The organism is Streptomyces rapamycinicus NRRL 5491 (assembly GCF_024298965.1).
Classification (GTDB): Bacteria; Actinomycetota; Actinomycetes; order Streptomycetales; family Streptomycetaceae; genus Streptomyces; species Streptomyces rapamycinicus.
In genome coordinates, this window is the sequence record NZ_CP085193.1 from 4,912,494 (window position 1) to 4,934,076 (window position 21,583).

Here is a 21,583-nt window from a genome sequence, read left to right on the forward strand (position 1 = left end):
TGCGGTCAGACCGCCACCGCCACCTTCGACTCGTCCTCGGTGGTGCCGCCCGTGGCAGCACCGCCGCCCGCCTGGCCGGTGGCCCCCGGCTCCGCCGTCTTCCGCAGCCCCTTGAGGAAGACCACCAGACCGGTCGAGACCACCGTGCCCGCCACGATGGCCAGCAGGTAGAGGAACGGCTGGCCGATCAGCGGGACCACGAAGATGCCGCCGTGCGGGGCGCGCAGCGTGCAGTCGAACGCCATCGACAGCGCGCCGGTGACGGCACCGCCCACCATCGACGAGGGGATCACCCGCAGCGGATCCGCCGCGGCGAACGGAATGGCGCCCTCACTGATGAAGGAGGCACCCAGCACCCAGGCGGCCTTGCCGTTCTCCCGTTCGGTCTTGGTGAACAGCCGTCCGCGCACGGTGGTTGCGAGGGCCATCGCCAGCGGCGGGACCATACCGGCGGCCATCACCGCGGCCATGATCTTGAGGCTTCCGGTGGAGGGGTCCGACACCGCGATACCGCCGGTCGCGAAGGCGTAGGCCACCTTGTTGACCGGACCGCCCAGGTCGAAGCACATCATCAGGCCGAGGAGGACACCGAGGCCGATGGCGTTGGCGCCGGAGAGGCCGTTGAGCCAGTCGGTCATCGCCTCCTGCGCGGAGGCGATGGGCTTGCCGATCACCACGAACATCAGGACACCGACGATCGCGGAGGAGATCAGTGGGATCACCACCACCGGCATGATGCCGCGCAGCGACGCCGGGACCTTGAACCGCTGGATGGCCATGACGACCGCGCCCGCGATCAGACCCGCGACCAGACCGCCGAGGAATCCGGCCTTGATGGTGGTCGCGATGTAGCCGCCCACGAAGCCGGGGACCAGGCCGGGCCGGTCGGCCATGCCGTAGGCGATATAGCCCGCGAGGACCGGCACCAGGAAGGTGAACGCCGCACTGCCGATCTGGAAGAGCAGCGCCGCCCAGCTGCTGGTCTCGGTCCAGACGAAGTGGTCCGCCACGGACTTGGCGCTCGCGATCTCGTAGCCGCCGATCGCGAAGGCGAGCGCGATCAGCAGACCTCCCGCGGCGACGAACGGGACCATGTAACTGACGCCCGTCATCAGCCACTTGCGCAGCCGGGTGCCGAAGCCGTCACCGGCGGCACCGTCCGCGTCCATCGGCGCCGAGCCCTCCGCCGCGCCGTCGGCCGGTGCGGCGATCTCGCCCCGCGCGGCCTTCCCCCGCGCCTCGGCGATGAGCTCGGCGGGGCGGTTGATGGCCGCCTTCACCCCGACATCCACCGTCGGCTTGCCCGCGAAGCGGGCCTTCTCCCGCACCTCCACATCGTGCGCGAAGACCACCGCGTCGGCGGCGGCGATGGTGGCGGCGGGGAGCTTGTCGAATCCGGCCGAGCCCTGGGTCTCGACCACCAGCTCGACCCCGGCCTCGCGAGCGGCGTTCTCCAGCGACTCGGCGGCCATATAGGTGTGGGCGATACCGGTGGGGCAGGACGTGACGGCCACGATCCGGAAGGGGGGCACCGGCTCCGACGCGGTCTGGGAGGCGCCGAAGGCCGCAGCCGAGTCGGAGGCGGCGGGCTCGGCCGCGGCAGGCTCCTCGGCGACAGGCTCAGTCGCGGCGGGCTCCTCGCCGCGGATCAGGGCGGCCACCTGCTCGGGCCGGTCGGCCGAACGCAGCGCATCGGTGAAGTGGGCGTTCATCAGCTGCCGCGCAAGGCTCGACAGGATCGTCAGATGGTCGCTGTCCGCGCCCGCCGGGGCGGCGATCAGGAAGATCAGATCGGCCGGTCCGTCCGCCGCGCCGAAGTCGACCCGGGCCGCGCTGCGCCCGAAGGCCAGGGTCGGCTCGGTGACATGGGCGCTGCGACAGTGGGGTATGCCGATGCCGCCGTCCAGGCCGGTCGGCATCTGCTCCTCGCGCGCCGCCACATCGGCGAGAAAGCCGTCGAGGTCGGTGACCCGGCCGGCCTCGACCATGCGTTCGGCGAGCGACCGGGCGGCGGCTTCCTTGGTGTCGGCGGACAGGTCAAGGTCGACCAGATCCGCGGTGATCAGCTCACTCATCTCGCGGCTCCCTTGTGTGCGGTGCCGCCCTGGGGGAGGCGGGCGGACGGAGTGGGGACGGGGGGTTGGGAGTGGGGTCGGCGGGTCACGCGGGCTCCTTGAGCACACGGTCCAGCGGAATGTCCGCCGTGGTGACCACGACGGACGGGTCGAGGTCGGCCGGGGTCGGCATGGCGCTGCCCGGCAGCTGCACCGCGGCCGCTCCATGGGCCACGGCCGAGGCGAGTGCGGCGGGCCCGGAGCCGCCCGCCGCGAGGAATCCGGCGAGCGAGGCGTCGCCCGCGCCGACGTTGCTGCGCACGGCGGTGACCTGGGCGGTGCCGAAGTACGCGCCGGTCTCGTCGACCAGCAGCTGGCCGTCTGCGCCCAGGCTGGCGAGTACGGCGCGGGCGCCCAGCCCGCGCAGTTCCTCGGCCGCCTTGACCGCCTCGCCCACGGTGGCCAGCGGACGGCCGACGGCCTGGGCCAGCTCCTCGGCGTTGGGCTTCACCACATCGGGGCGCTCGCGCAGGGCGGCGGTCAGCGAGGGGCCGGAGGTGTCCAGCGCGATCCGGGCACCCGCGCGGTGGGCCCGCGCCACCAGCTCGGCGTACCACTCGGGTGCGAGCCCCCGGGGCAGGCTGCCGCAGCAGGCGATCCAGTCGGCGCTCTCGACCCTCGTCCGGACGGCCTCCAGCACCGCTTCGGCCTCGGCATCGGTCAGTTCGGGCCCGCTCGCGTTGAGTTTGGTGAGGGTGCCGTCCGGTTCGGCCACGGAGATGTTGACCCGGGTCGAGCCCGCCACGTACACGCCCGCCGCCTCGATGCCCAGCTCCTCCAGCAGCCTGGCGAGCAGCGCGCCCTCCGGTCCGCCGAGCGGCAGCACGGCCACCGTGCGCTGCCCCGCGGCGGCCACGGCGCGCGAGACATTGACGCCCTTCCCGCCGGGGTCGACCCGGTCGGCCGTGGCCCGCAGCACGGCGCCGCGCTCCAGCGCGGGGATCTCGTACGTACGGTCCAGGCTGGGGTTGGGGGTGACGGTGAGAATCATGCGCGTGCCACTTCCGTGCCCCGGCGCTCGATGGCCAGGGCGTCCTGGGGGCTGAGCCCGGTGTCCGTGATGAGCAGATCGACATCGTCCAGGCCGCCGAACCGGGCGAAGTGCTCCCGGCCGAACTTGGCGGAGTCCGCGAGCAGCACCACCCGCCGGGCCGCCGCGATCATGGCGCTCTTGACCGCGCCCTCCGCGAGATCGGGTGTGGTGAGCCCGCCGTCCAGTGAGAATCCGTTGGTGGCGAGGAAGACCGCATCGGCCTTGATCTCGCCGTAGCCACGCAGCGCCCATGCGTCCACGGCGGCCCGGGTGCGGTGGCGGACCCGCCCGCCGACGAGGTGCAGCGCGATACCGGGGTGGTCGGCGAGGCGGGCCGCGACCGGCAGGGCGTGGGTGACGACGGTGAGCTTGGCCTCCAGCGGAAGGGCGGCGGCGAACCGGGCCGCCGTCGAACCGGCGTCGATGATCACGCTGCCGTCGGACGGCAGCTCGGCGATGGCGGCCCTCGCGATGCGGTCCTTCTCATCGGCGGCGGTGGACTCGCGCTCGGCGAGATCGGGCTCGAAGTCCAGCCGTCCGGCCGGGATGGCGCCCCCGTGCACACGGCGGACGAGCCCCGCCCGGTCGAGGGCGCGCAGATCACGCCGTACGGTCTCGGCGGTGACCTGGAACTCCTCGGCGAGGGACAGGACATCCACCCGCCCGCTCTCGCGGGCGAGCCGGAGAATCTCCTGCTGACGCTCCGGTGCGTACATGTGGGTTTACGTCCCTTCCATGCCCGAACCTGTGATTTCGCGGCCAGATTACGTGGGCGATGCAGGAAAGTAAACAGACTCGGGCACCAAACAAACTCGACCGGGCATGTTTCGTGGCTCGCGGTCGCCCAGCAGCCCCCGTCCGCCGCCCATCGCCCCAGCGCACCGTCCGAATCCCGCCGGACTTCCACGGCCCGCCCGGCCAGGATCGAGTCATGTCCTCCGGGACCACCGCATAGCGGTGCCCTTACCGCATAGCAGAGTCTTTCACCGCATAACGCGCATACAAGGAATAGAGGAGAAGGCATGACACTCGACGGCAAGGCGGCCCTGGTCACCGGCGGCAGCCGGGGCATCGGCGAGGCCGTGGCGATCCGGCTCGCCGAGGAGGGCGCCGATGTCGCCCTGACCTACCACAGCCAGGGAGAACGCGCTGCGGATGTCGTCGACCGGATCAAGGGGCTCGGCCGCCGCGCCTGGGCCGTACAGGCCGACGGCGTCGACGCGCAGGCGGTGCGGGCCGCCGTGGAGGGGGCGGCCGCCGAGTTCGGCCGCCTGGACATCCTGGTCAACAACGCGGGTGTCGGCGCCCTCGGGCCCATCGCCGAGCTGTCGCTGGACGATGTGGACCGGGTGCTCGCCGTGAACGTCCGGGCGCCGTTCCTCCTGGCGCAGGCGGCCACCGCACACATGGCCGACGGCGGGCGGATCATCAACATCGGCAGCTGCATGGCCGAGCGCGTCGCCTTCCCCGGCGGCAGCCTCTACGCGACCAGCAAGACCGCGCTCACCGGCCTCACCAAGGCCCTGGCCCGTGAGCTCGGCCCGCGCGGAATCACCGCCAACCTGATCCACCCCGGCCCCGTGGACACCGATATGAACCCGGCCGACGGCGAGAACGCCGCCTTCCAGAGCGGCTTCACCGCGCTCGGGCGCTACGGCCGCACCACGGAGATCGCGGCGACCGTGGCCCATCTCGCGGGCGACAGCGGCCGCTACATCACCGGTGCGTCCATCGCCGTGGACGGCGGCTTCGCCGTCTGACCGGTCGCCAGACCCCAACAGCCAGACCCCAACAGCCAGACCTCAAACAGCCAGACCCCAAACAGACAGACACCAACAGACAGCCAGAAGCGAGCCCCGACGCCAGGGGGGGAGGCGCCGGGGCTCGGTCTAGGGGTTGGAAGGGATCTGGTGGTGACTGGGGCTGGAGTCTGCTGGCCTGAGAACTCAAGCCGCTGCGTCGAAACCGGTCTGGCGGGCCATCTTCTTCAGCTCAAGCAATGCGTGCTTCTCGATCTGGCGGATCCGCTCACGCGTGAGGCCATGCTGCTTGCCGACCTCGGTCAGGGTGCGCTCCCGGCCGTCGTCGATGCCGTACCGCGCCTTGATGATGGAGGCGGTGCGGTCGTCGAGGCGGCCGATCAGATCCTCCAGCTCCTCGCTGCGCAGCAGCGTCATCACCGACTGCTCGGGCGAGACGGCCGAGGTGTCCTCCAGCAGATCGCCGAACTGGGTCTCCCCTTCGTCGTCGACCGACATGTTCAGACTGACCGGGTCACGGGCCCAGTCGAGCACATCCGAGACCCGCTCCATCGTGGAGCCGAGCTCCTCGGCGATCTCGGCGTGCTCCGGCTCGCGGCCGTGCTCACGGTTGAACTCCCGCTGCACCCGGCGGATCCGGCCGAGCTCCTCGACCAGGTGGACGGGCAGCCGGATGGTACGGGACTGATCCGCGATCGAGCGCGTGATGGCCTGACGGATCCACCACGTGGCATAGGTCGAGAACTTGAAGCCCTTCGTGTAGTCGAACTTCTCCACCGCGCGCACCAGGCCCGCGTTGCCCTCCTGGATCAGGTCGAGCAAGGGCAGCCCACTGCGCGGATAGCGGCGCGCCACAGCCACGACCAGGCGCAGATTGGAACGTATGAAGATGTCCTTGGCGCGGGCACCTTCGGCGGCTATCGCCTCCAGCTCCTCGCGGCTCGCACCTGCGGCAGGGGTCTCCTCAACCTCCCCGTCCAGGATCTGCTGGGCATACACCCCCGCTTCGATGGACTGAGAAAGCTCGACCTCCTTCGCCGCGTCCAGCAACGGGGTGCGAGCGATCTCGTCGAGATACATGCCGACCAGGTCGCGATCGGCGATCTCCCCGCCTGAGGCGCGAACGCTGTTGGCCCCATCAGCGCCACCACCGGCGGCGGACTGATTACGGGCGACGGCACGGGTTGCCATGCGTGCTCCCTTACAGATGGATCGGGCGCGGACTATGGACGGACTCTCCGGTGTCGGGTGCCCCGTCCGAAGGAAACAACGACTGGAATCAGGACAGAATTCCCATCAGGCCCCCACGTTTTTACGATCATGCAGTATCCTGTCCAGCCACACGCGGGTCAGCACACCGCCGAGACACCGGGAAGCGCAGGTCAGACCCCCTGTGCGGTCGCCCGCTACGGCTCTCCCGCCCTTCTCTCATCTGTCAAGACGAATCTCGCGGGCCGCCGGTTGCCCGTACGGCCCATCGTGCCGGGTTGCCCGGCCCTCCGCATGGGTGTGCGCTGGAAAGTGACAGGCCAGGGCGGGACGCGGCGACGAGGAGGTTCCGCCATGAATGCCCCCACAGCCCTCACTGCACCCGTGCGCCACCACCGCCATCCACGGCTCCCTGTCCAGCTGCACCCCTCCGCCTCCTGGGGTGTCCCAGCCGTTCTGGCCGCGCTCTACGGCGGCTGGGTGATGTTCGTGGCCCACAACCAGGGCTCCACCATCCCCACGGCCGCCATCTTCGGCGTGGTGTCGGCGGCGGTGGTCGGGGCGCTCTGCTACGCCCTCGGCAGGATGACACCGGGCCTGATGCCGGAGATCCGGGCCGTGCTCTATGGGACGGTCCTCGGCTGTGCGCTCGGCTTTCTGCACTCCGTGAGCGGAGGCTCGGTGTACCGGTCCTCGGGGATCGGGCTGGGGGCGGGGCTCGTGATGCTGGGCATGTCGTTCTACGTCTTCCACATGCGGGCGGAACACCCCCGGGAGTAGCCCTCGGCCCCAGTCCCCAGCCCCCAGCCCCCAGTCCCAACCCTCAGCCCCGGCCCTCAGCCCTCAGCCCTCAGCCCTCAAGGAGCGGCCCTCGGTCCCGGCCCGGCTTAGGTCGTTGGTCCCCGCACGCTTCCGTCCCCGGTCCGTTCCGGGGCCGCCCCGCCCTCCCTAGCGTGAGGTCATGACAGACGACACGAGTGGAACTCTCGACGAAGCCCTCGAGCGACTGCACGCCTCCGGCCCCGAGCGTCAGGGATGGCTGAGCAATCACGCGCCGATGGCCGTGGAGGCACTGGTGCGCCACGGCCAGGGGCGCATCGTGCACCGCTGGCTGGACCGCTATCGCGAAAAGCTGGAGGAGATGCCGCGCTCGTACGCCGTGATCACCGAGGAGAACTGGCACGAGGCGCTCGGCGATCCACGCCGGCTCGCCGACTGGCCCGTCTACTTCGACCGGGAACTCGCCGACCGCCCCTGGCAGGACGTGCTCGCCGTGTGGTGGCCACGGCTGCTGCCGGGCATCGCCGGCGGCGCGACCCATCCGGTGATCCGCGTCGGCCACGCCGTACGGACCCTGCTGGACGACCCGGGCACGACGGCCGCCCCTCGCACCGCCGAGCTGGCCCACGCCCTCGGCTACTGGGCCGCCCGCCACGCCCCGCTGCCGCCGCTCCGACAGCAGCCGGGCCCCGCCTCCGGCTCGGCGGCCGACGCGCTCGGCGCCGTGCAGCCGATCGCCGACCAGAGCGGTGGCATACGGGAACGGCTGGCCCGGCTCACCGCCTTCCCCACCTGGCCGCCCACCGCCCCGCGGCCCAGCCGGACGACCGACACCGACACCACCCCCAACCCCGGCCCCGCCCCCGGCCCCGCCCCCGGCGGCCTCGCCGGCCCCGACGGCCCTGCCGACCCCACCGACCAGCCCGAGGAGGCGCGCCGACGGCTGACCGAGCTCGTACGGGCCGCGACGCACCGCTACGCCACCCACGGCCACGGTGAACCGATCATGCTGGTCCACGCCGCGACCGCGCCCAACGCCGTCCTGCGCGCCCTGCCCGCGCTGCCGCGCGAACTGTGGGCGCCGAGCCTGGACGCGGCCTGGGCGGCGAGTGCCGCGGTCACGGCGGTGTACGCGCCGCGGGAGCCGCTCCCGGCCGACCGGCTGCCGTCCGTGGACGGGGAGGACGTCACCCCCGAGGAGGTCTTCGCCCAGGCCGCCGCGCACGGCGATGAGCACGCCATCAAGCTGACCGACACCGCGCTCGACGTCGCCCGGGGCGCGGACCCGACGGCCCTGGCCGCCGCACTGCACGCCTGCGCGATGATCGCCCCGGTGCTCTGAATCCAGAGCCCCAGCCCGGCCCTACCGCTCAGCCACACCCCACCGAGCCGCTCCGCCCCCGCTCCCCCTCACCCGAACCCCTCACCCGAACTGCAACGACCGCTTCGCCAGCCCCATCCAGAATCCGTCGATCACGCTCCGCTGGCCGCGCAGCTCCGCCTCCGCCGCGCCCAGCGTGACGAACAACGGCGCGAAGTGTTCGGTGCGCGGATGGGCGAGCCCCGCCGCCGGCGCCGTGTGCTCGAAGTCCAGCAGCGCGTCGATGTCCTGCGCGTCCAGGGCCCGCTGCCCCCAGTCGTCGAACTCGGCCGACCAACTGGGCGGCATCGGACCCGTCTGCCGTAGCGCGGCCAGGTTGTGGGTGAAGAAGCCGCTGCCGACGATCAGGACGCCCTCGTCCCGCAGCGGTGCCAGCTTCCGGCCGATCTCCATCAGCTGCCGCGGGTCGAGGGTCGGCATCGAGACCTGGAGAACCGGGATGTTGGCTTCCGGATACATCTCGACCAGGGGCACATAGGCCCCGTGGTCCAGTCCCCGGTCGGGGATGTCCTGCACCGGGGTACCCACCGTGCGCAGCGTCTTGCGGATCCGCTCGGCGAGCTCGGGGGCACCCGGCGCGGCGTACCGCACCTGGTAATAGTGCTGAGGGAAGCCCCAGAAGTCATAGACCAGAGGCACCTGTTGGGTGGCGCCGATCGCCAGGGGCGCCTCTTCCCAGTGAGCGGAGATCATGAGAATGGCGTTGGGCCGGGGCAGACCGGCGGCCCAGGCGGCGAGCTGTCCCGGCCAGACCGGATCGTCGGCGAGCGGCGGAGCACCATGGCTGAGGTAGAGCGCGGGCATGCGCCCGTCGAACGCGGACATGAGGACTCCTCGTCAGTCGACAGAGCTCGCCAAGATGCTTGAAGTCTCAAGCATGTAGGTATCACTGTAGCGCACAGTTATTTAAGATTCAAAGAGAATTCCCTAGAATGGACGCGTGGACGACGCCATGAAAACCCCCGCAGACGCCGACGAGCCGCGTTGGCTGACCGAAGACGAACAGCGCAGCTGGCAGGCGTATGTCCAGGCGAGCATGCTCCTGGAGGACCACCTCGACCGCCAGTTGCAGCGCGACGCGGGCATGCCCCATGTCTACTACGGCCTGCTGGTGAAGCTCTCCTGGGCACCGCGCCACCGGATGCGGATGACCGAACTGGCGGAGGCCGCCAAGATCACCCGCTCCCGGCTGTCCCATGCCGTCGCGCGCATGGAGAAGGACGGCTGGGTCCGGCGCGAGGACTGCCCCGACGACAAGCGCGGACAGAACGCGGTCCTGACCGACAAGGGGCTCAAGGTGCTGCAGGACACCGCCCCCGGCCATGTCACCGCCGTGCGGACAGCCGTCTTCGACCGGCTCACCCCCGAGCAGGTCGAGCAGTTCGGCGCCGCATGCCGGATCATCGCGGACGGCCTCCAGCCGGCCGGCGCCGACCTCCCCTGGCTGCGCTGACGCCAAAACCCCGAAGCCTGAACCAACATGTGAAGGCCCCGCTCCTCCTCGAGGCTCGAGGAGGAGCGGGGCCTTCACCTGACACAGGACCGCCAAGGAACGACAGCCAGGAACGACAGCCCAACGGGCAGGTCTCAGCGCATCAGTGCGCCATCACCGGAACAGCGTCCTCCGCCGCATCGTCACCGGAGCCGGCGACCGCGCCGCCGCCCTCCGGCTGTCCGGCGTTGATGAACGTGATGGCGATGACCGCGGCCAGCACCAGGATGCCGACCGCCCACCAGATGGCGGCGGTGTAGCCGTGCACCATCGACTGCAACTGCAGCGCCGTGCGGGAAGGGGCCCCCGCCGCATGCGACTTCGCGTACTCGGTGGTGGCGCTCGCCGCGATCGTGTTCAGCAGAGCGGTGCCGATGGCGCCGCCGACCTGCTGCGAGGTGTTGACCATCGCCGAGGCGACACCCGCGTCACGCGGCTCGACACCATGCGTGGCCAGGCTCATCGCCGGCATGAAGGCGGTACCCATACCGAGGCCGAGCAGCAGGAACCCGGGCAGGATCAGCGCCGGGTACGAGGTGTCCAGGTCGATCTGGGTCAGCAGCAGCATGCCGACCGAGGCGACCAGGAAGCCCGGCCCCATCAGCAGCCGCGCCGGGACGCGGGTCATCAGCCGGGCGCCGATCTGCGTAGAGCCGGTGATCATGCCCGCGACCATCGGCAGGAAGGCGAAGCCGGTCCTGACCGGGCTGTACCCCTTCACGACCTGCATGTAGTAGGTGAGGAAGAGGAACAGGCCGAACATGCCGATGATGGCGAGGGCCAGCGAGGCGTAGACACCGCCGCGGTTGCGGTCGGCGACGACGCGCAGCGGCAGCAGCGGCGCCTTCACCCGCGACTCGACGATCACGAAGGCCACCAGCAGCACGGCCGCGGCGACGAACAGACCGATGGTCGGGCCCGCGGACCAGCCGTCGGACTCGGCGCGGGTGAAGCCGTAGACCAGCGAGACCAGACCGGTGGTGGCCAGGATCACGCCGGGGATGTCCAGCCGGGACGAGTTGTGGCTCTCCACCGGCTCGCGGATCACGGCGACCGCACCGACCACGGCGATGATGGCGAACGGGATGTTCACGAAGAAGGTCCAGCGCCAGTCCATGTACTCGGTGAGGACACCGCCGAGGATCAGACCGACGGCGCCGCCACCACCCGCGATGGCACCGAAGACACCGAACGCCTTGGCGCGCTCCTTGGGGTCGGTGAACATCACGGCGAGCAGCGAGAGCGCGGAGGGGGCGAGCAGCGCGCCGAACACGCCTTGGAGCGCACGCGCGCCCAGCAGCATGCCTGTGTTGAGCGCGGCACCGCCGACGGCCGAGGCGGCGGCGAAGCCGAGCAGGCCGACGATGAAGGTCTGCTTGCGTCCCCACAGGTCGGCGATCCGGCCGCCGAACAGCAGCAGTCCGCCGAAGGCGAGGGCGTAGGCGGTGATGACCCACTGCCGGTTGCCGTCGGAGATGCCGAGATCGGCCTGGGCGCTGGGCAGCGCGATGTTCACGATGGTCGCGTCGAGCACGACCATCAGCTGGGCGAGGGCGATGAATATCAGCGCTTTCCAGCGCCGAGGATCGACGAATTTAGCCGTTTCAGGCATGGATGGGCCTACCTAGCGGTGCGGAGAGTGAGAAATGGGACGTAAGGGGCCGGTCGAGGTCAGACCGGCACAGGCCGTTGGGTAAGAGGTAGCGAGAGGCGACGACGCACGTAAGGAAGACGTGTGAACGTGCGCGGAATAAGCGGTGCTCCGGGATCGACCGGGTGCGATTTATGTCACTGTCACGGCCGGTGCTGCAGATCCTCCAAGGTCACGGACTTTCCGGGTAGTTCCGAGCGCGCCGGGGTGTGCAGTCCGTCCAGGAACAGCTGCAGATGCCGGTGCACAAAGGGCTCGAAGTCCACACAGGCACTGCCGGGCAGCGGCCGGGTGAGCTGGTTGAGCGCGACCATCAGGTCACCGACGCCGATGTCGGTGCGCAGTTTGCCGTCGGCTTTCGCGGCCCCCATCAGGGCTTCGACACCGTCCGCCAGACGGTCGCGGGTGGCGATGAGATCAGGGTGCTCCTTGTCGAGGCCGTCGGAGAGCAGCAGGCACAGCGCGCCGATGTGCTCCTCCGCCGCGGCGTGAACGAAGCGCCGCAGCGCCGAGAAGGTGTCGGCCTCCTCGGCCAGGGCGGATTCGGCCTGGTCGGCGACACGCGACATCACCGAGAGCGCCACATGGTGGATCAGCTCACGGCGGTCCGTGAAGTGCCGGTAGATCGTGGCATTGCCGACCCCCGCCCGTCGAGCGATTTCATCGAGGGGGATGTGCGCCCCGCACTCGACGATCACCTCTCGGGCGGCCGCGACAATGCGCTCCCGGTTGCGCAGGGCGTCCGCGCGCAGCCGGGGCTGTGCGGACTTCGCGGTCATCGTGTCGGCGGCCATGACAGCACTCCCTTCTGCGTACGGCTTCCACGCGTACGGTTCTCCGTGGCCGGTGCTCCGGCGGCTTGGCGGCGGCGCCGCGCCCCGGCCTTGACGTTCGAGCTTCAATACGTTCGAGCTTCAACTTTTCCGGGGAGTGAGTCCCCGTTTATGCGTTCACCGGGTTAAACGGGGAATGAGTCCCCGGAATTTCTGCGTCCGTAGGTGACCTGCCTCACACTTGCCCGGCGCCCCCGCCGCCCGGACGGAGCAGGTCATTCCACCGTTCGGCGGCACCCCACGGGCGCCCCGGTCCGCGCCGTCACACCGTGGTCGGCAATGGACCAGACGCATGGGACCGCCCGCCCCCGCATACGAATACGCCGGCCCCGCAGAGGCAGCGCGTTCGCCACCGCCGCCGTGCTCACGGTGGCGGTGGTCGCCCCGGCGGCGGCCCCGCGTCCCGAGCCCCCGGCATCCCCCGAGCTGGCCCCGGCGCCCTCCGCGCGCCCGGCCTTCGGCTCGCTCGCGCCCTGCGCCCTCGCCTCAGGACCGGGGCTCCAGATGGCCGAGGGCATACCCACCGGCCGCGGCTACAGCCGCAGCACCGGCACCGTGCACGCCCTCAACCTCATGATCGACTTTCCCGATGTCCGCGGCCAGGGCACCGCCCGCCAGCGCTTCGAGGAGTTCTTCCCCCAGACCTCCCGGTGGTTCGCGCAGAGCTCGTACGGGCGGCTGGACTACCGCCCCGAGATGCCGATCGCCCACTGGCTGCGGATGCCGCGCCCGTTCCGCGCGTACGGCATCAAGCGCGGCAGCCCCTTCGACCCGGGCTATCGCAAACTCGTCGCCGACATCGCCAAGACCGCCGACCCCAAGGTCGACTTCCGCCGCTACGACCTGGTGAACGTCCTGGTCACCCCGAACGCCGGGCCGCCGGCCGCGCATGCCGTGCTGTCCGTCACCTACGCCGACAACCAGCACGCCCCGACCGCCGACGGCGTTCCGCTGGCCAATGTCTCCTTCGTCTACAGCCGCCAGGACGACGGCTCCGGCTCGCTGCGCCGCACCGGCTTCCGCGTCCTGCCCCATGAGAACGGCCATGTCTTCGGGCTGCCCGACCTCTATACCCACGGCGGCGGCGACAAGGCGGGCCACTGGGATGTGATGTCCGAGGACTGGGGGCCCGGCAACGACCTGCTGGCCTGGCACAAGTGGAAGCTGGGCTGGCTCGGCCCGCGGCAGATCGCGTGCGCCGCCCGCTCCGGGGTCTTCGTCCACACGCTGTCCCCGCTGAACCGCACCGAGGGGACCAAGCTGCTCTTCGTCCCCGTCTCGCCGTCCACCGGCTACGCGATCGAGGCGCGGGCGACCGGCGGCAACGACGAGGCCATATGCAAACCCGGGGTCCTGATCTCCTGGGTGGACACCGGTGTCGACTCCGGCGGCGGCCCCGTCACCATCGTGGACTCCACCCCGCACGGCCGCGGCTGCACCCGGGAGCGCAATGTCCACCCAGGACTCAGCGACGCGGCCTACGCGCCCGGCGAGACCTTCGACACCGCGGCGAACGGCATACGGATACGGGTCCGGGTCACCGGCCGGGACGCGGCCGGTGACTACGGCGTGGAGATCACACGTCGTGCCAGTGCCGGCGCCCGAGGCTGATCAGCAGCAGCTGTTTGCGCGCGGTGGCGGCCACCCGCCGCTCGTCCGCGGCCTCGGGGTGATCGGCCTGCGCCTCCAGGAACGCCGTCGCCGTCATCACCATGTGGTCCACATACATCTCCGCAAGCATCCGGACATCTTCCGGTGGCCAGGATTCCGCCGGGAGCCGCGGGCGGAAGGCGGTGGCCACCTCATCCGCGAATCGGTCCAGCTCGGCGGCTATGGCCTGGCGCACCGGGCGCACCCCGCCATGCCGCTCACGTGCGATGAAGCGGATATGCGCGGGATAGCGGCGGACATGCTCGGCGACCGCGTCGACGGTGGCCTCGATCCGCTCCTCGTCACCGTCCTGACCGGCGAGTATGGCGCCGATCATATGGTGCAGGCTGCTCAGGCACTCCTCGACCAGCGCGACGCCGAGATCGCTCAGATCCCGGAAGTGCCGGTAGAACGCGGCCGGCGCCACCCCCACCGCCCGCGTGACCTCCCGCAGCCCCAGGCTGCTCAGGCTCTGGTCCTCCAGCAGCCCCAACGCGGCGTCCATCAGCGCGCGCCGGGTCTTCTCCTTTTGGGCCTGCCGGACCCCGGACGTGTGACTCATATCATTCAGTAAACAGCCGTTCGCTGAATTTTTCCAGGGTTCGGCGGGGTACTCTGGATCTCAGTGAACAGTTGTGACTCCAACTGTTCACCGAACAACTACCATCCGCACGCCAACCGCATCCGGATCGTCACTTCGAGAGAGGCACACATGCTCTTCATCGTCGCGGCACTCGCCCTGATGGGAGTTCTTCTGGGGGCGGCGGCGCACACTCCGCTCCCCCTGTTCCTCGCCGCCGCGGGCGCCATCGGCGCCTGGCTGCTGATCTTCTTCATCCGCGAACGCACCGGGCACAAGGGGAGCTGAGACCCATGGCACTCACCGCACCGTCCCGCACCTCCCCGGTCCGGGCGCGCCGGGACGCCGACGGCATGGCCGTCGCCTCCTTCGTGCTCGGTCTGATCGGTCTGCTGCTGTTCAACGCGGTCTTCGGGCCCTGCGCGATCGTCCTCGGGACGCTCGCCATCGCCCGGGACACCCGCCGCAGGGGCCGGGCGCTGCTCGGACTCACCCTCGGCATCGCCGATGTGGTCCTGCTGATCGTCCTGCTGACGCTGAATCACTCCGTGTTCTGGCAGTTCGGCGGCTGACCCGCCCGGCGGTCCACAGGCGCACACCGCCGACGGCCCACAGCGGCACACCTCCCCGCGCGGCCCTTCCACTCAGTGGAAGGGCCGTTGCCCGTGCGTGACGGGCGTCACCACGCTGGCACGCATGACCGCCTTCGCCAAGAACCAGTGGTACGTCGCCGCCTACGGCCGCGAAATCGGCCGCGAGCTGCTGGGGCGCACCATCCTCGACGAGCCCATCGCCTTCTACCGCACCGAGTCCGACGACAAGGTCATCGCGCTCGCCGACCGCTGTGTGCACCGCCGCTATCCGCTCACCGCCGGCCGTCTCGACGGCGACACGGTCGTCTGCGGCTACCACGGCTTCACCTACGACACCGGCGGCACCTGTGTGTTCGTACCGGGCCAGAAGCGCGTCCCGCGCACCGCCCGGGTCCGCTCCTATCCCGTCGTCGAGCAGGACTCGCTGGTGTGGGTGTGGATCGGGGACCCGGCGCTCGCCGACCCCGGCGCGCTGCCGCGCGCCCCCTGGCTGGCCGATCCGCGCTGGACGACGGTGGGCGGCATGGAGCCGATCGACGCCGACTACGGCCTGCTCGTGGACAATCTGCTGGACCTCTCCCACGAAACGTATCTGCACGGCGGCTACATCGGGACCCCCGAGGTCGCCGAGACCCCGATCACCACGGAGGTCGACGAGGGCGCGGGCGTCGTCCGGGTCAGCCGGCACATGGACGACGCCGAATGCCCGCCCTTCTACGCCCGCTCCACCGGCATCGAGGGCCGCATCACCCGCTGGCAGGACATCGAGTACCACGCGCCCTGTCTGTATCTGCTGCACAGCCGGATCGCCCCGGTCGGGGTACTGCCGGAGCCGGACGGCTCCGATCCGAACGCCTTCCATGTGGAGATCACCTACGCCATCACCCCGTCCACCGACCACCATGTGTACGACTTCTGGGCCGTCTCACGGGACTTCGCCCAGGACGACGAGGAGGTGTCCACCTTCCTCCACGACCTCAACCGGACCGTGGTGCTCCAGGACGTGGCGGCGCTGAACGTGCTCCAGAAGGCGCTGGACACCGAGCGGGAGGGCTATCAGGAGCTCAGCATCAACATCGACACCGGCGGGCTGGCCGCGCGCCGCATCCTCGCCCGCCTCGCCGCCGAAGGGGAGAAGACCGCGCCGGTGGTGGCTGCGAAATGAACGAGCGGCGCGCAGCGCTTCCGTTGAGGGTGGTGGCGGGCGACGGGTGGGCGAGCGGCACGCCCACGGCGGAGGTGTACCGGATCGACTGGCTGCCCGGCACCGATGTGCTGCACGGGGTCTGCCACTGCGGCGCCGAGCACACCGCGGAGGACCCGGTCGAGCTGTGGCAGTGGATGCTCGCCCATCCCAGCGGACACCACCCCGCCGGACACCACCCCGCCGGCCATCGCCCCAGCGGACACCACTCCGCCGGTCCCGCCGAGCACCAGCCCACCGGACACCGTGAGGAGCCCCGTCCATGAGCCCCGGCGGCGAGTACGAGGACACCCTGCTCGTGGCCCGCAGGGAGGAGGTGGCCTCGGACGTGGTGGCGCTGACGCTGCGCCACCCGGCGGGGCGTGACCTCCCCGCCTGGGAGCCCGGCGCCCATCTCGACCTCGTCCTCGACGCGGGCCCGACCCGGCAGTACTCGCTGTGCGGCGACCCCGCCGACCGCGCCTCCTGGCGGATCGCGGTGCTCCGCGCCCCCGCCGGGCGCGGCGGCTCCGCCTACGTGCACGACACCCTCGCTGAGGGCAGCACGGTGCGGGTGCGCGGACCGCGCAACCACTTCGCGCTGCGCCCGGCGGCCCGCTATCTGTTCATCGCGGGCGGCATCGGCATCACGCCCCTCCTCCCCATGACGGCCGCCGCCGAGGCCGCGGGCGCCGACTGGCGGCTGCTCTACGGCGGGCGCACCCGCGCCTCGATGGCCTTCACGGACGGGCTCGCCTCCGCCTACGGCGACAAGGTGCGCCTGGTGCCGCAGGACGAGGAGGGGCTGCTCGACCTCGCGCCGTATCTGACCGCCCCGGCCGGTCCCGGCACCCTGGTCTACTGCTGCGGCCCCGAGCCGCTGCTCCAGGCCGCCGAGGAGGCGTGCCGCGACTGGCCGGAGGGGTCCCTGCGCACCGAGCGGTTCCAGCCCCGCAACGATGACGCGGGCGCCGAATCGGAAGGCCGGGCCTTCGAGTTGGTCCTCACCCGCTCCGGGCTGACGCTCACCGTGGAGCCGGAGCGCAGCGTGCTGCGCACGGTCGAGGCGGCGGGGGTGCCGGTTTTGTACTCCTGCGAGGAGGGCACCTGTGGGACGTGTGAGACGGATGTAGTCGAGGGGGAGGTGGACCACCACGACTCCGTGCTCACCGACGAGGAGCGGGCCTCGGGCGAGACGATGATGATCTGCGTCTCACGCTGCCATGGCCCGCGATTGGTACTGGACCTGTGAATCCGCCCTGAACGGCCGTATGAGCCCCTCGATGTGAGGTTCGGAACGACCCCACCCACTGGACAACCAGGTTGGTTAGGCTAACCTAACTACGTCCTCGGGTTGCCGTCCCGTTACCACGTCCCCGCACGCATCGAGAGAGAGCACCATCATGCGCCAGGCCAGAGCACTCCACCTCTCCCGCCGCGGTCTGCTCACCGCGGGCGGCGCCCTCGGACTCGGAGCCCTGGTCACCGCCTGCGGGGACAACGGCGGTTCGGGCTCCGGCGGCGACGACAGCGGCGGCGGCTCCTGGTCGTTCACCGATGACCGCGAGAAGAAGATCAGTCTCGACAGCCGGCCGCAGCACATCGTCGCCTACATCGGCGCGGCGGCCGCGCTCTACGACTTCGGCATCGAGAAGCAGATCACGGGCGTCTTCGGCCCGACCACGCTGAAGAACGGCAAGCCGGACGTCCAGGCGGGCGACTTCCCCGTCGACCGGGCCACGTCCCTGGGCAACACCTGGGGCCAGTTCAACGTCGAGAAGTACGCCTCACTCAGCCCCGATCTGCTGATCACCAACATGTTCGACCCGGGCGCGCTCTTCTACATCCCGGACGACAGCAAGAAGAAGATCCTGCAGCTGGCCCCCAGCGCCGCCATCTCCACCGGCCGGATCTCCATGCTCGAGCCCATCAAGCGCTACGCCGCGCTGGCCGAGGCGCTCGGCGCCGATCTGAAGGCGAAGAAGGTCACCGACGCCAAGGCGCGGTTCGAGAAGGCCACCGAGACCCTGCGCAAAACCGTCAAATCACACAAGATCAAGGTCATGGCCTGCTCCGCCAGCGCCGATCTCTTCTATGTCTCCAACCCGAAGATCAATGCCGACCTGATCTACTTCAGCGAGCTCGGCGTCGACTTCGTCGTCCCCGAAAAGCCCGACAAGGGCGGCTACTTCGAGAGCCTCAGCTGGGAGAACGCCGACAAGTACGACGCCGATGTGCTCTTCCTCGACAACCGCACCGCGACCCTCCAGCCCAAGGCCCTGACCTCCAAGCCGACCTGGTCCAAGCTGGCCGCGGTCAAGGCCGGTCAGATCACCCCCTGGAGCAGCGAGCCGCGCTTCTCGTACGCCGGCGCCGCCCCCCTCGTCGAATCCCTCACCAAGGCCATCCAGGACGCGAAGAAGGTCAGCTGACGGTCAGTCGACCGGCTGGCCCCGGCCTCCCCACGGCAAGCGAAGGGAAGACCCCCCTCCCATGACCACCGCAGCCATCAAAACCGCCACCACCACCGCCATCCCGTTCCGGTTCTTCGACGCGCGGGTCGTAAGGACCCGCTCGCTCGGACCGTCCATGGCGCGGATCACCTTCGGCGGCACCTGTCTGAAGGACTTCACCGGCGGCGGCCGCGACCAGCGCTTCAAACTCTTCCTGCCGCACCCCGGCCAGACCGCCCCGGTGGTGCCGGTCGAGGCCGGGGAGGGCTGGTTCACCACCTGGCGGGCGATGGACCCGGCCGAACGCGGCATCATGCGCTCGTACACGGTGCGCCAGCAGCGCCGCGACCCCGACGAGATCGACGTGGACTTCGCGCTCCACCACGACGGCGGCCCGGCCGCCCGCTGGGCCGCCCGCGCCGAGGCCGGTGACCGCGTCACCCTGCTGGGCCCGGTCGTGGAGGACAACGGCGGGGTGGACTTCCGGCCGCCGTCCAGGACCGACTGGGTGCTGATCACCGGCGACGAGACCGCGCTGCCCGCCATCGCGGGCATCCTCGAATGGCTGCCCGCCCACTTCCCCGTCAAGGTGTGGCTCGAGGTCCAGCACGCCGAGGACATCCAGGAGCTGCGCACCGAGGCGAAAGCCGAGATCACCTGGCTGGTCCGGGACGCCGTCGCCCCCGGCACCCCGCGCTCCGCCCTGCTGCTGAACGCGGTGGGCGCCACCGAGCTGCCGCACGGCACGCCGTACGCCTGGATCGCGGGCGAGGCCGGAACGGTCAGGGCGCTGCGCCGCCACCTGGTGCGCGAGCGCGGCTTCGACCGTAAGGCCGTCACCTTCACCGGCTACTGGCGCCTGGGCGCCTGTGAGGAGCAGCTCGTCGAGGAGGCCGTGTCGGGCACCGGCCCCGCGACCGACGACTGACCCCCGTCGCCGTACCCGCTGTCCATCCCCACAGCCACGACCCTCGGCTGAGCCGTCAGCCACAACTCACAGCTGAATCGTCAGCCGCGACCCACAGCTGACTCCACAACCGCGCCGCACAACTGAATCCATCTGAAGGACCGCGGAGGACCGACCGCTGGACGCCAGGCGGCCGACCGCTCGGCGCGCCCCCACGCGCCCTGCCGCCACGTCCAGCGCCCCCGCACGCCCCCGTACGCCCACCAGGCCGTGAGGCAGTCAGGCCGCGGGACACCCCTCCCCACCCCAGCCGCATGCCCGCGCCGTCCGCACGCCCGCATGCTCGTTTCCAGAAGGGACAGACCGTGAGTTTCCTCGCGCAGACCGCTGAGGACCCGTCGCCGGAGCCGATACCCGGGGCGGCGGATGGCAGGGCCCACCTCTTCAACGGCCGTACGGCGGAACGTTATCGGCGCTCCGTGACCGACGGCGTCAGCCTGGTGGCCGCCACCGTCGCCCGCGCCGAGCGCCCCTTCACCGGCATCACCCCCGCCGAACTCGCCCCCGAGATCTCCGGAATCGACCTGGAGCGCCCGCTCGGCGATCCGGATGCCGCGCTCGATGAGCTGGAGAGCGTCTACCTCAAGGACGCCGTCTACTTCCACCACCCGCGCTACCTGGCCCACCTCAACTGCCCCGTGGTGATCCCCGCGCTGCTGGGCGAGGCCGTCCTCTCCGCCGTCAACTCCTCGCTCGACACCTGGGACCAGAGCGCCGGCGGCACCCTGATCGAACGCCGGCTGATCGACTGGACCGCCGAGCGCATCGGCCTCGGCGAGGCCGCGGACGGCATCTTCACCAGCGGCGGCACCCAGTCCAACCTCCAGGCGATGCTGCTGGCCCGCGACGAGGCGTGCACCCTGGTCGAGAAGGAGGCCATCGCCGCCGGTGAGACGATCGCCAAATCCGCGATCCTGCCCCGGCTGCGCATCCTCACCTCCCAGGTCGGCCACTTCTCCATCCAGAAGGCCGCCGCCATCCTGGGGCTCGGCTACGAGGCCGTCATCCCGGTCCCCTGCGACCAGGACCGCCGGATGCGGACCGTCTCCCTCGCCCATGAGCTGGACCGCTGCCGCCGCGAGGGCCTGATCGTCATGGCCGTCGTGGCCACCGCGGGCACCACCGACTTCGGCTCCATCGACCCGCTGCCCGAGATCGCCGAGCTGTGCGCCCGGCACGGCACCTGGCTGCACGTGGACGCCGCGTACGGCTGCGGACTGCTGGCCTCCCCCACCCGCCGCCACCTCCTGGACGGCATCGAGCGCGCCGACTCGGTGACCGTGGACTACCACAAGTCCTTCTTCCAGCCGGTCAGCTCCAGCGCCGTCCTGGTCCGCGACCGCGCCACGCTGAGCCACGCCACGTACCACGCGGACTACCTCAACCCCGAGCGCAGCGCCCGGAAGCTGATCCCCAACCAGGTGGACAAGTCGATCCAGACCACCCGACGCTTCGACGCGCTCAAGCTCTGGCTGACGCTGCGGATCATGGGTGCGGACGCCGTCGGGTCGCTCTTCGACGAGGTGGTGGAGCGGGCCGCCGAGGCATGGGCCGTGCTCGACGCCGATCCGCGCTACGAGGTGGTCACCGAGCCCCAGCTGTCCACGCTGGTCTTCCGCTACGTACCGCCCACCGGCGACGGATCCGACCCGGACCTGGTCGACCGCGCCAATCTGCATGCCCGCGAGGCCCTGGCCGCCTCGGGCGAGGCGGTCGTGGCGGGCACGGTCGTGGACGGCCGCCACTACCTGAAGTTCACGCTCCTCAACCCGGAGACGTCGCTGCGCGACATCGCGTTCGTCCTCGGCCTCCTCGCCGAGCACGCCGGTCAGTACCTGGCCCTGCACATCGAGCCCGAACTCAGCCACTCCCGCGCCAGCTGAGCCGCTGACCGCACGTCCCCC

20 protein-coding genes and 1 pseudogene are annotated in these 21,583 nt (G+C 70.7%); 13 read left to right on the top strand and 8 right to left on the bottom strand.

What is annotated here, in order from left to right; all coding sequences use genetic code 11:
* Positions 1–5 precede the first annotated feature (5 nt).
* The 3 genes from LIV37_RS20255 to LIV37_RS20265 all read right to left on the bottom strand — a co-directional run bounded on the left by LIV37_RS20255 (position 6) and on the right by LIV37_RS20265 (position 3,863).
* On the bottom strand, positions 6–2,075 hold the full coding sequence (locus tag LIV37_RS20255; RefSeq protein WP_020868980.1) for a PTS fructose transporter subunit IIABC: 2,070 nt from the start codon (positions 2,073–2,075) through the stop codon (positions 6–8).
* A gap of 85 nt (positions 2,076–2,160) precedes the next feature.
* The gene (gene pfkB, locus LIV37_RS20260) at positions 2,161–3,105 is read right to left on the bottom strand and encodes a 1-phosphofructokinase (protein WP_020868981.1); all 945 of its coding nucleotides are present in this window, start codon (positions 3,103–3,105) and stop codon (positions 2,161–2,163) included.
* Positions 3,102–3,863 (bottom strand): DeoR/GlpR family DNA-binding transcription regulator, encoded by a 762-nt coding sequence (locus LIV37_RS20265; RefSeq protein ID WP_020868982.1) that lies wholly within the window; start codon positions 3,861–3,863, stop codon positions 3,102–3,104. Before LIV37_RS20265 ends, pfkB begins: the two co-directional genes overlap by 4 nt.
* Before the next feature lie 306 nt (positions 3,864–4,169).
* Between LIV37_RS20265 and LIV37_RS20270 the strand changes: the two genes are divergently transcribed.
* Entirely contained in the window at positions 4,170–4,907 is a 738-nt protein-coding gene (locus tag LIV37_RS20270; RefSeq protein WP_020868983.1) for an SDR family NAD(P)-dependent oxidoreductase, read from the top strand.
* Positions 4,908–5,093: 186 nt separating this feature from the next.
* Here the strand turns inward: LIV37_RS20270 and LIV37_RS20275 are convergent, their stop codons facing one another.
* Positions 5,094–6,098 (bottom strand): sigma-70 family RNA polymerase sigma factor, encoded by a 1,005-nt coding sequence (locus LIV37_RS20275; RefSeq protein ID WP_020868984.1) that lies wholly within the window; start codon positions 6,096–6,098, stop codon positions 5,094–5,096.
* A gap of 372 nt (positions 6,099–6,470) precedes the next feature.
* On the opposite strand from LIV37_RS20275, the gene LIV37_RS20280 reads away from it, so the two are divergent.
* Both LIV37_RS20280 and LIV37_RS20285 read left to right on the top strand, forming a co-directional pair.
* A complete protein-coding gene (locus LIV37_RS20280) occupies positions 6,471–6,896 on the top strand; it encodes a hypothetical protein (RefSeq protein ID WP_121824711.1) in 426 nt (141 codons plus the stop codon).
* Between the two features lie 181 nt (positions 6,897–7,077).
* On the top strand, positions 7,078–8,238 hold the full coding sequence (locus LIV37_RS20285; RefSeq protein WP_121824710.1) for a questin oxidase family protein: 1,161 nt from the start codon (positions 7,078–7,080) through the stop codon (positions 8,236–8,238).
* A gap of 81 nt (positions 8,239–8,319) precedes the next feature.
* Here LIV37_RS20285 and LIV37_RS20290 read toward each other — a convergent pair whose 3' ends face one another.
* Positions 8,320–9,102: a dioxygenase family protein gene (locus tag LIV37_RS20290; RefSeq protein ID WP_020868987.1), complete on the bottom strand. Its 783-nt coding sequence runs from the start codon at positions 9,100–9,102 to the stop codon at positions 8,320–8,322.
* Positions 9,103–9,229: 127 nt separating this feature from the next.
* Here LIV37_RS20290 and LIV37_RS20295 point away from each other — a divergent pair, with 127 nt between their 5' ends.
* Positions 9,230–9,730, top strand: a complete 501-nt coding sequence (locus LIV37_RS20295) for a MarR family winged helix-turn-helix transcriptional regulator (RefSeq protein WP_121825362.1) — start codon at positions 9,230–9,232, stop codon at positions 9,728–9,730.
* A 142-nt stretch (positions 9,731–9,872) separates the two neighbouring features.
* Here LIV37_RS20295 and LIV37_RS20300 read toward each other — a convergent pair whose 3' ends face one another.
* Positions 9,873–11,381 (bottom strand): MFS transporter, encoded by a 1,509-nt coding sequence (locus LIV37_RS20300; RefSeq protein WP_121824709.1) that lies wholly within the window; start codon positions 11,379–11,381, stop codon positions 9,873–9,875.
* Positions 11,382–11,563: 182 nt separating this feature from the next.
* Positions 11,564–12,214: a TetR/AcrR family transcriptional regulator gene (locus LIV37_RS20305; RefSeq protein WP_020868990.1), complete on the bottom strand. Its 651-nt coding sequence runs from the start codon at positions 12,212–12,214 to the stop codon at positions 11,564–11,566.
* Positions 12,215–12,532: 318 nt separating this feature from the next.
* Here LIV37_RS20305 and LIV37_RS20310 point away from each other — a divergent pair, with 318 nt between their 5' ends.
* Complete coding sequence (locus tag LIV37_RS20310; RefSeq protein ID WP_020868991.1) at positions 12,533–13,864, top strand: M6 family metalloprotease domain-containing protein; 1,332 nt, start codon at positions 12,533–12,535, stop codon at positions 13,862–13,864.
* Here LIV37_RS20310 and LIV37_RS20315 read toward each other — a convergent pair.
* Positions 13,830–14,465 carry a TetR family transcriptional regulator gene (locus LIV37_RS20315; protein ID WP_020868992.1) on the bottom strand — a complete coding sequence of 212 codons (636 nt, stop codon included), beginning with the start codon at positions 14,463–14,465 and terminating at the stop codon, positions 13,830–13,832. The genes LIV37_RS20310 and LIV37_RS20315 overlap by 35 nt on opposite strands.
* A gap of 150 nt (positions 14,466–14,615) precedes the next feature.
* Between LIV37_RS20315 and LIV37_RS20320 the strand changes: the two genes are divergently transcribed.
* The 8 genes and pseudogenes from LIV37_RS20320 to LIV37_RS20355 all read left to right on the top strand — a co-directional run bounded on the left by LIV37_RS20320 (position 14,616) and on the right by LIV37_RS20355 (position 21,562).
* Positions 14,616–14,771 (top strand): hypothetical protein, encoded by a 156-nt coding sequence (locus LIV37_RS20320; RefSeq protein WP_014054348.1) that lies wholly within the window; start codon positions 14,616–14,618, stop codon positions 14,769–14,771.
* Between the two features lie 5 nt (positions 14,772–14,776).
* Positions 14,777–15,055, top strand: coding sequence for a DUF4190 domain-containing protein (locus LIV37_RS20325; protein WP_020868993.1), 279 nt, complete (start codon positions 14,777–14,779; stop codon positions 15,053–15,055).
* A gap of 124 nt (positions 15,056–15,179) precedes the next feature.
* Positions 15,180–16,241, top strand: coding sequence for an aromatic ring-hydroxylating oxygenase subunit alpha (locus LIV37_RS20330; protein ID WP_121825361.1), 1,062 nt, complete (start codon positions 15,180–15,182; stop codon positions 16,239–16,241).
* Between the two features lie 32 nt (positions 16,242–16,273).
* A pseudogene (locus LIV37_RS20335) lies at positions 16,274–16,453 on the top strand (hypothetical protein); the annotation flags it as partial.
* Positions 16,454–16,542: 89 nt separating this feature from the next.
* Entirely contained in the window at positions 16,543–17,511 is a 969-nt protein-coding gene (locus tag LIV37_RS20340; RefSeq protein WP_020868996.1) for a PDR/VanB family oxidoreductase, read from the top strand.
* Between the two features lie 151 nt (positions 17,512–17,662).
* The gene (locus LIV37_RS20345; protein ID WP_020868997.1) at positions 17,663–18,691 is read left to right on the top strand and encodes an ABC transporter substrate-binding protein; all 1,029 of its coding nucleotides are present in this window, start codon (positions 17,663–17,665) and stop codon (positions 18,689–18,691) included.
* A gap of 61 nt (positions 18,692–18,752) precedes the next feature.
* Positions 18,753–19,640, top strand: coding sequence for a siderophore-interacting protein (locus LIV37_RS20350; RefSeq protein WP_020868998.1), 888 nt, complete (start codon positions 18,753–18,755; stop codon positions 19,638–19,640).
* A 344-nt stretch (positions 19,641–19,984) separates the two neighbouring features.
* Positions 19,985–21,562: a pyridoxal phosphate-dependent decarboxylase family protein gene (locus tag LIV37_RS20355; RefSeq protein ID WP_020868999.1), complete on the top strand. Its 1,578-nt coding sequence runs from the start codon at positions 19,985–19,987 to the stop codon at positions 21,560–21,562.
* The last annotated feature ends 21 nt before the right edge of the window (positions 21,563–21,583 follow it).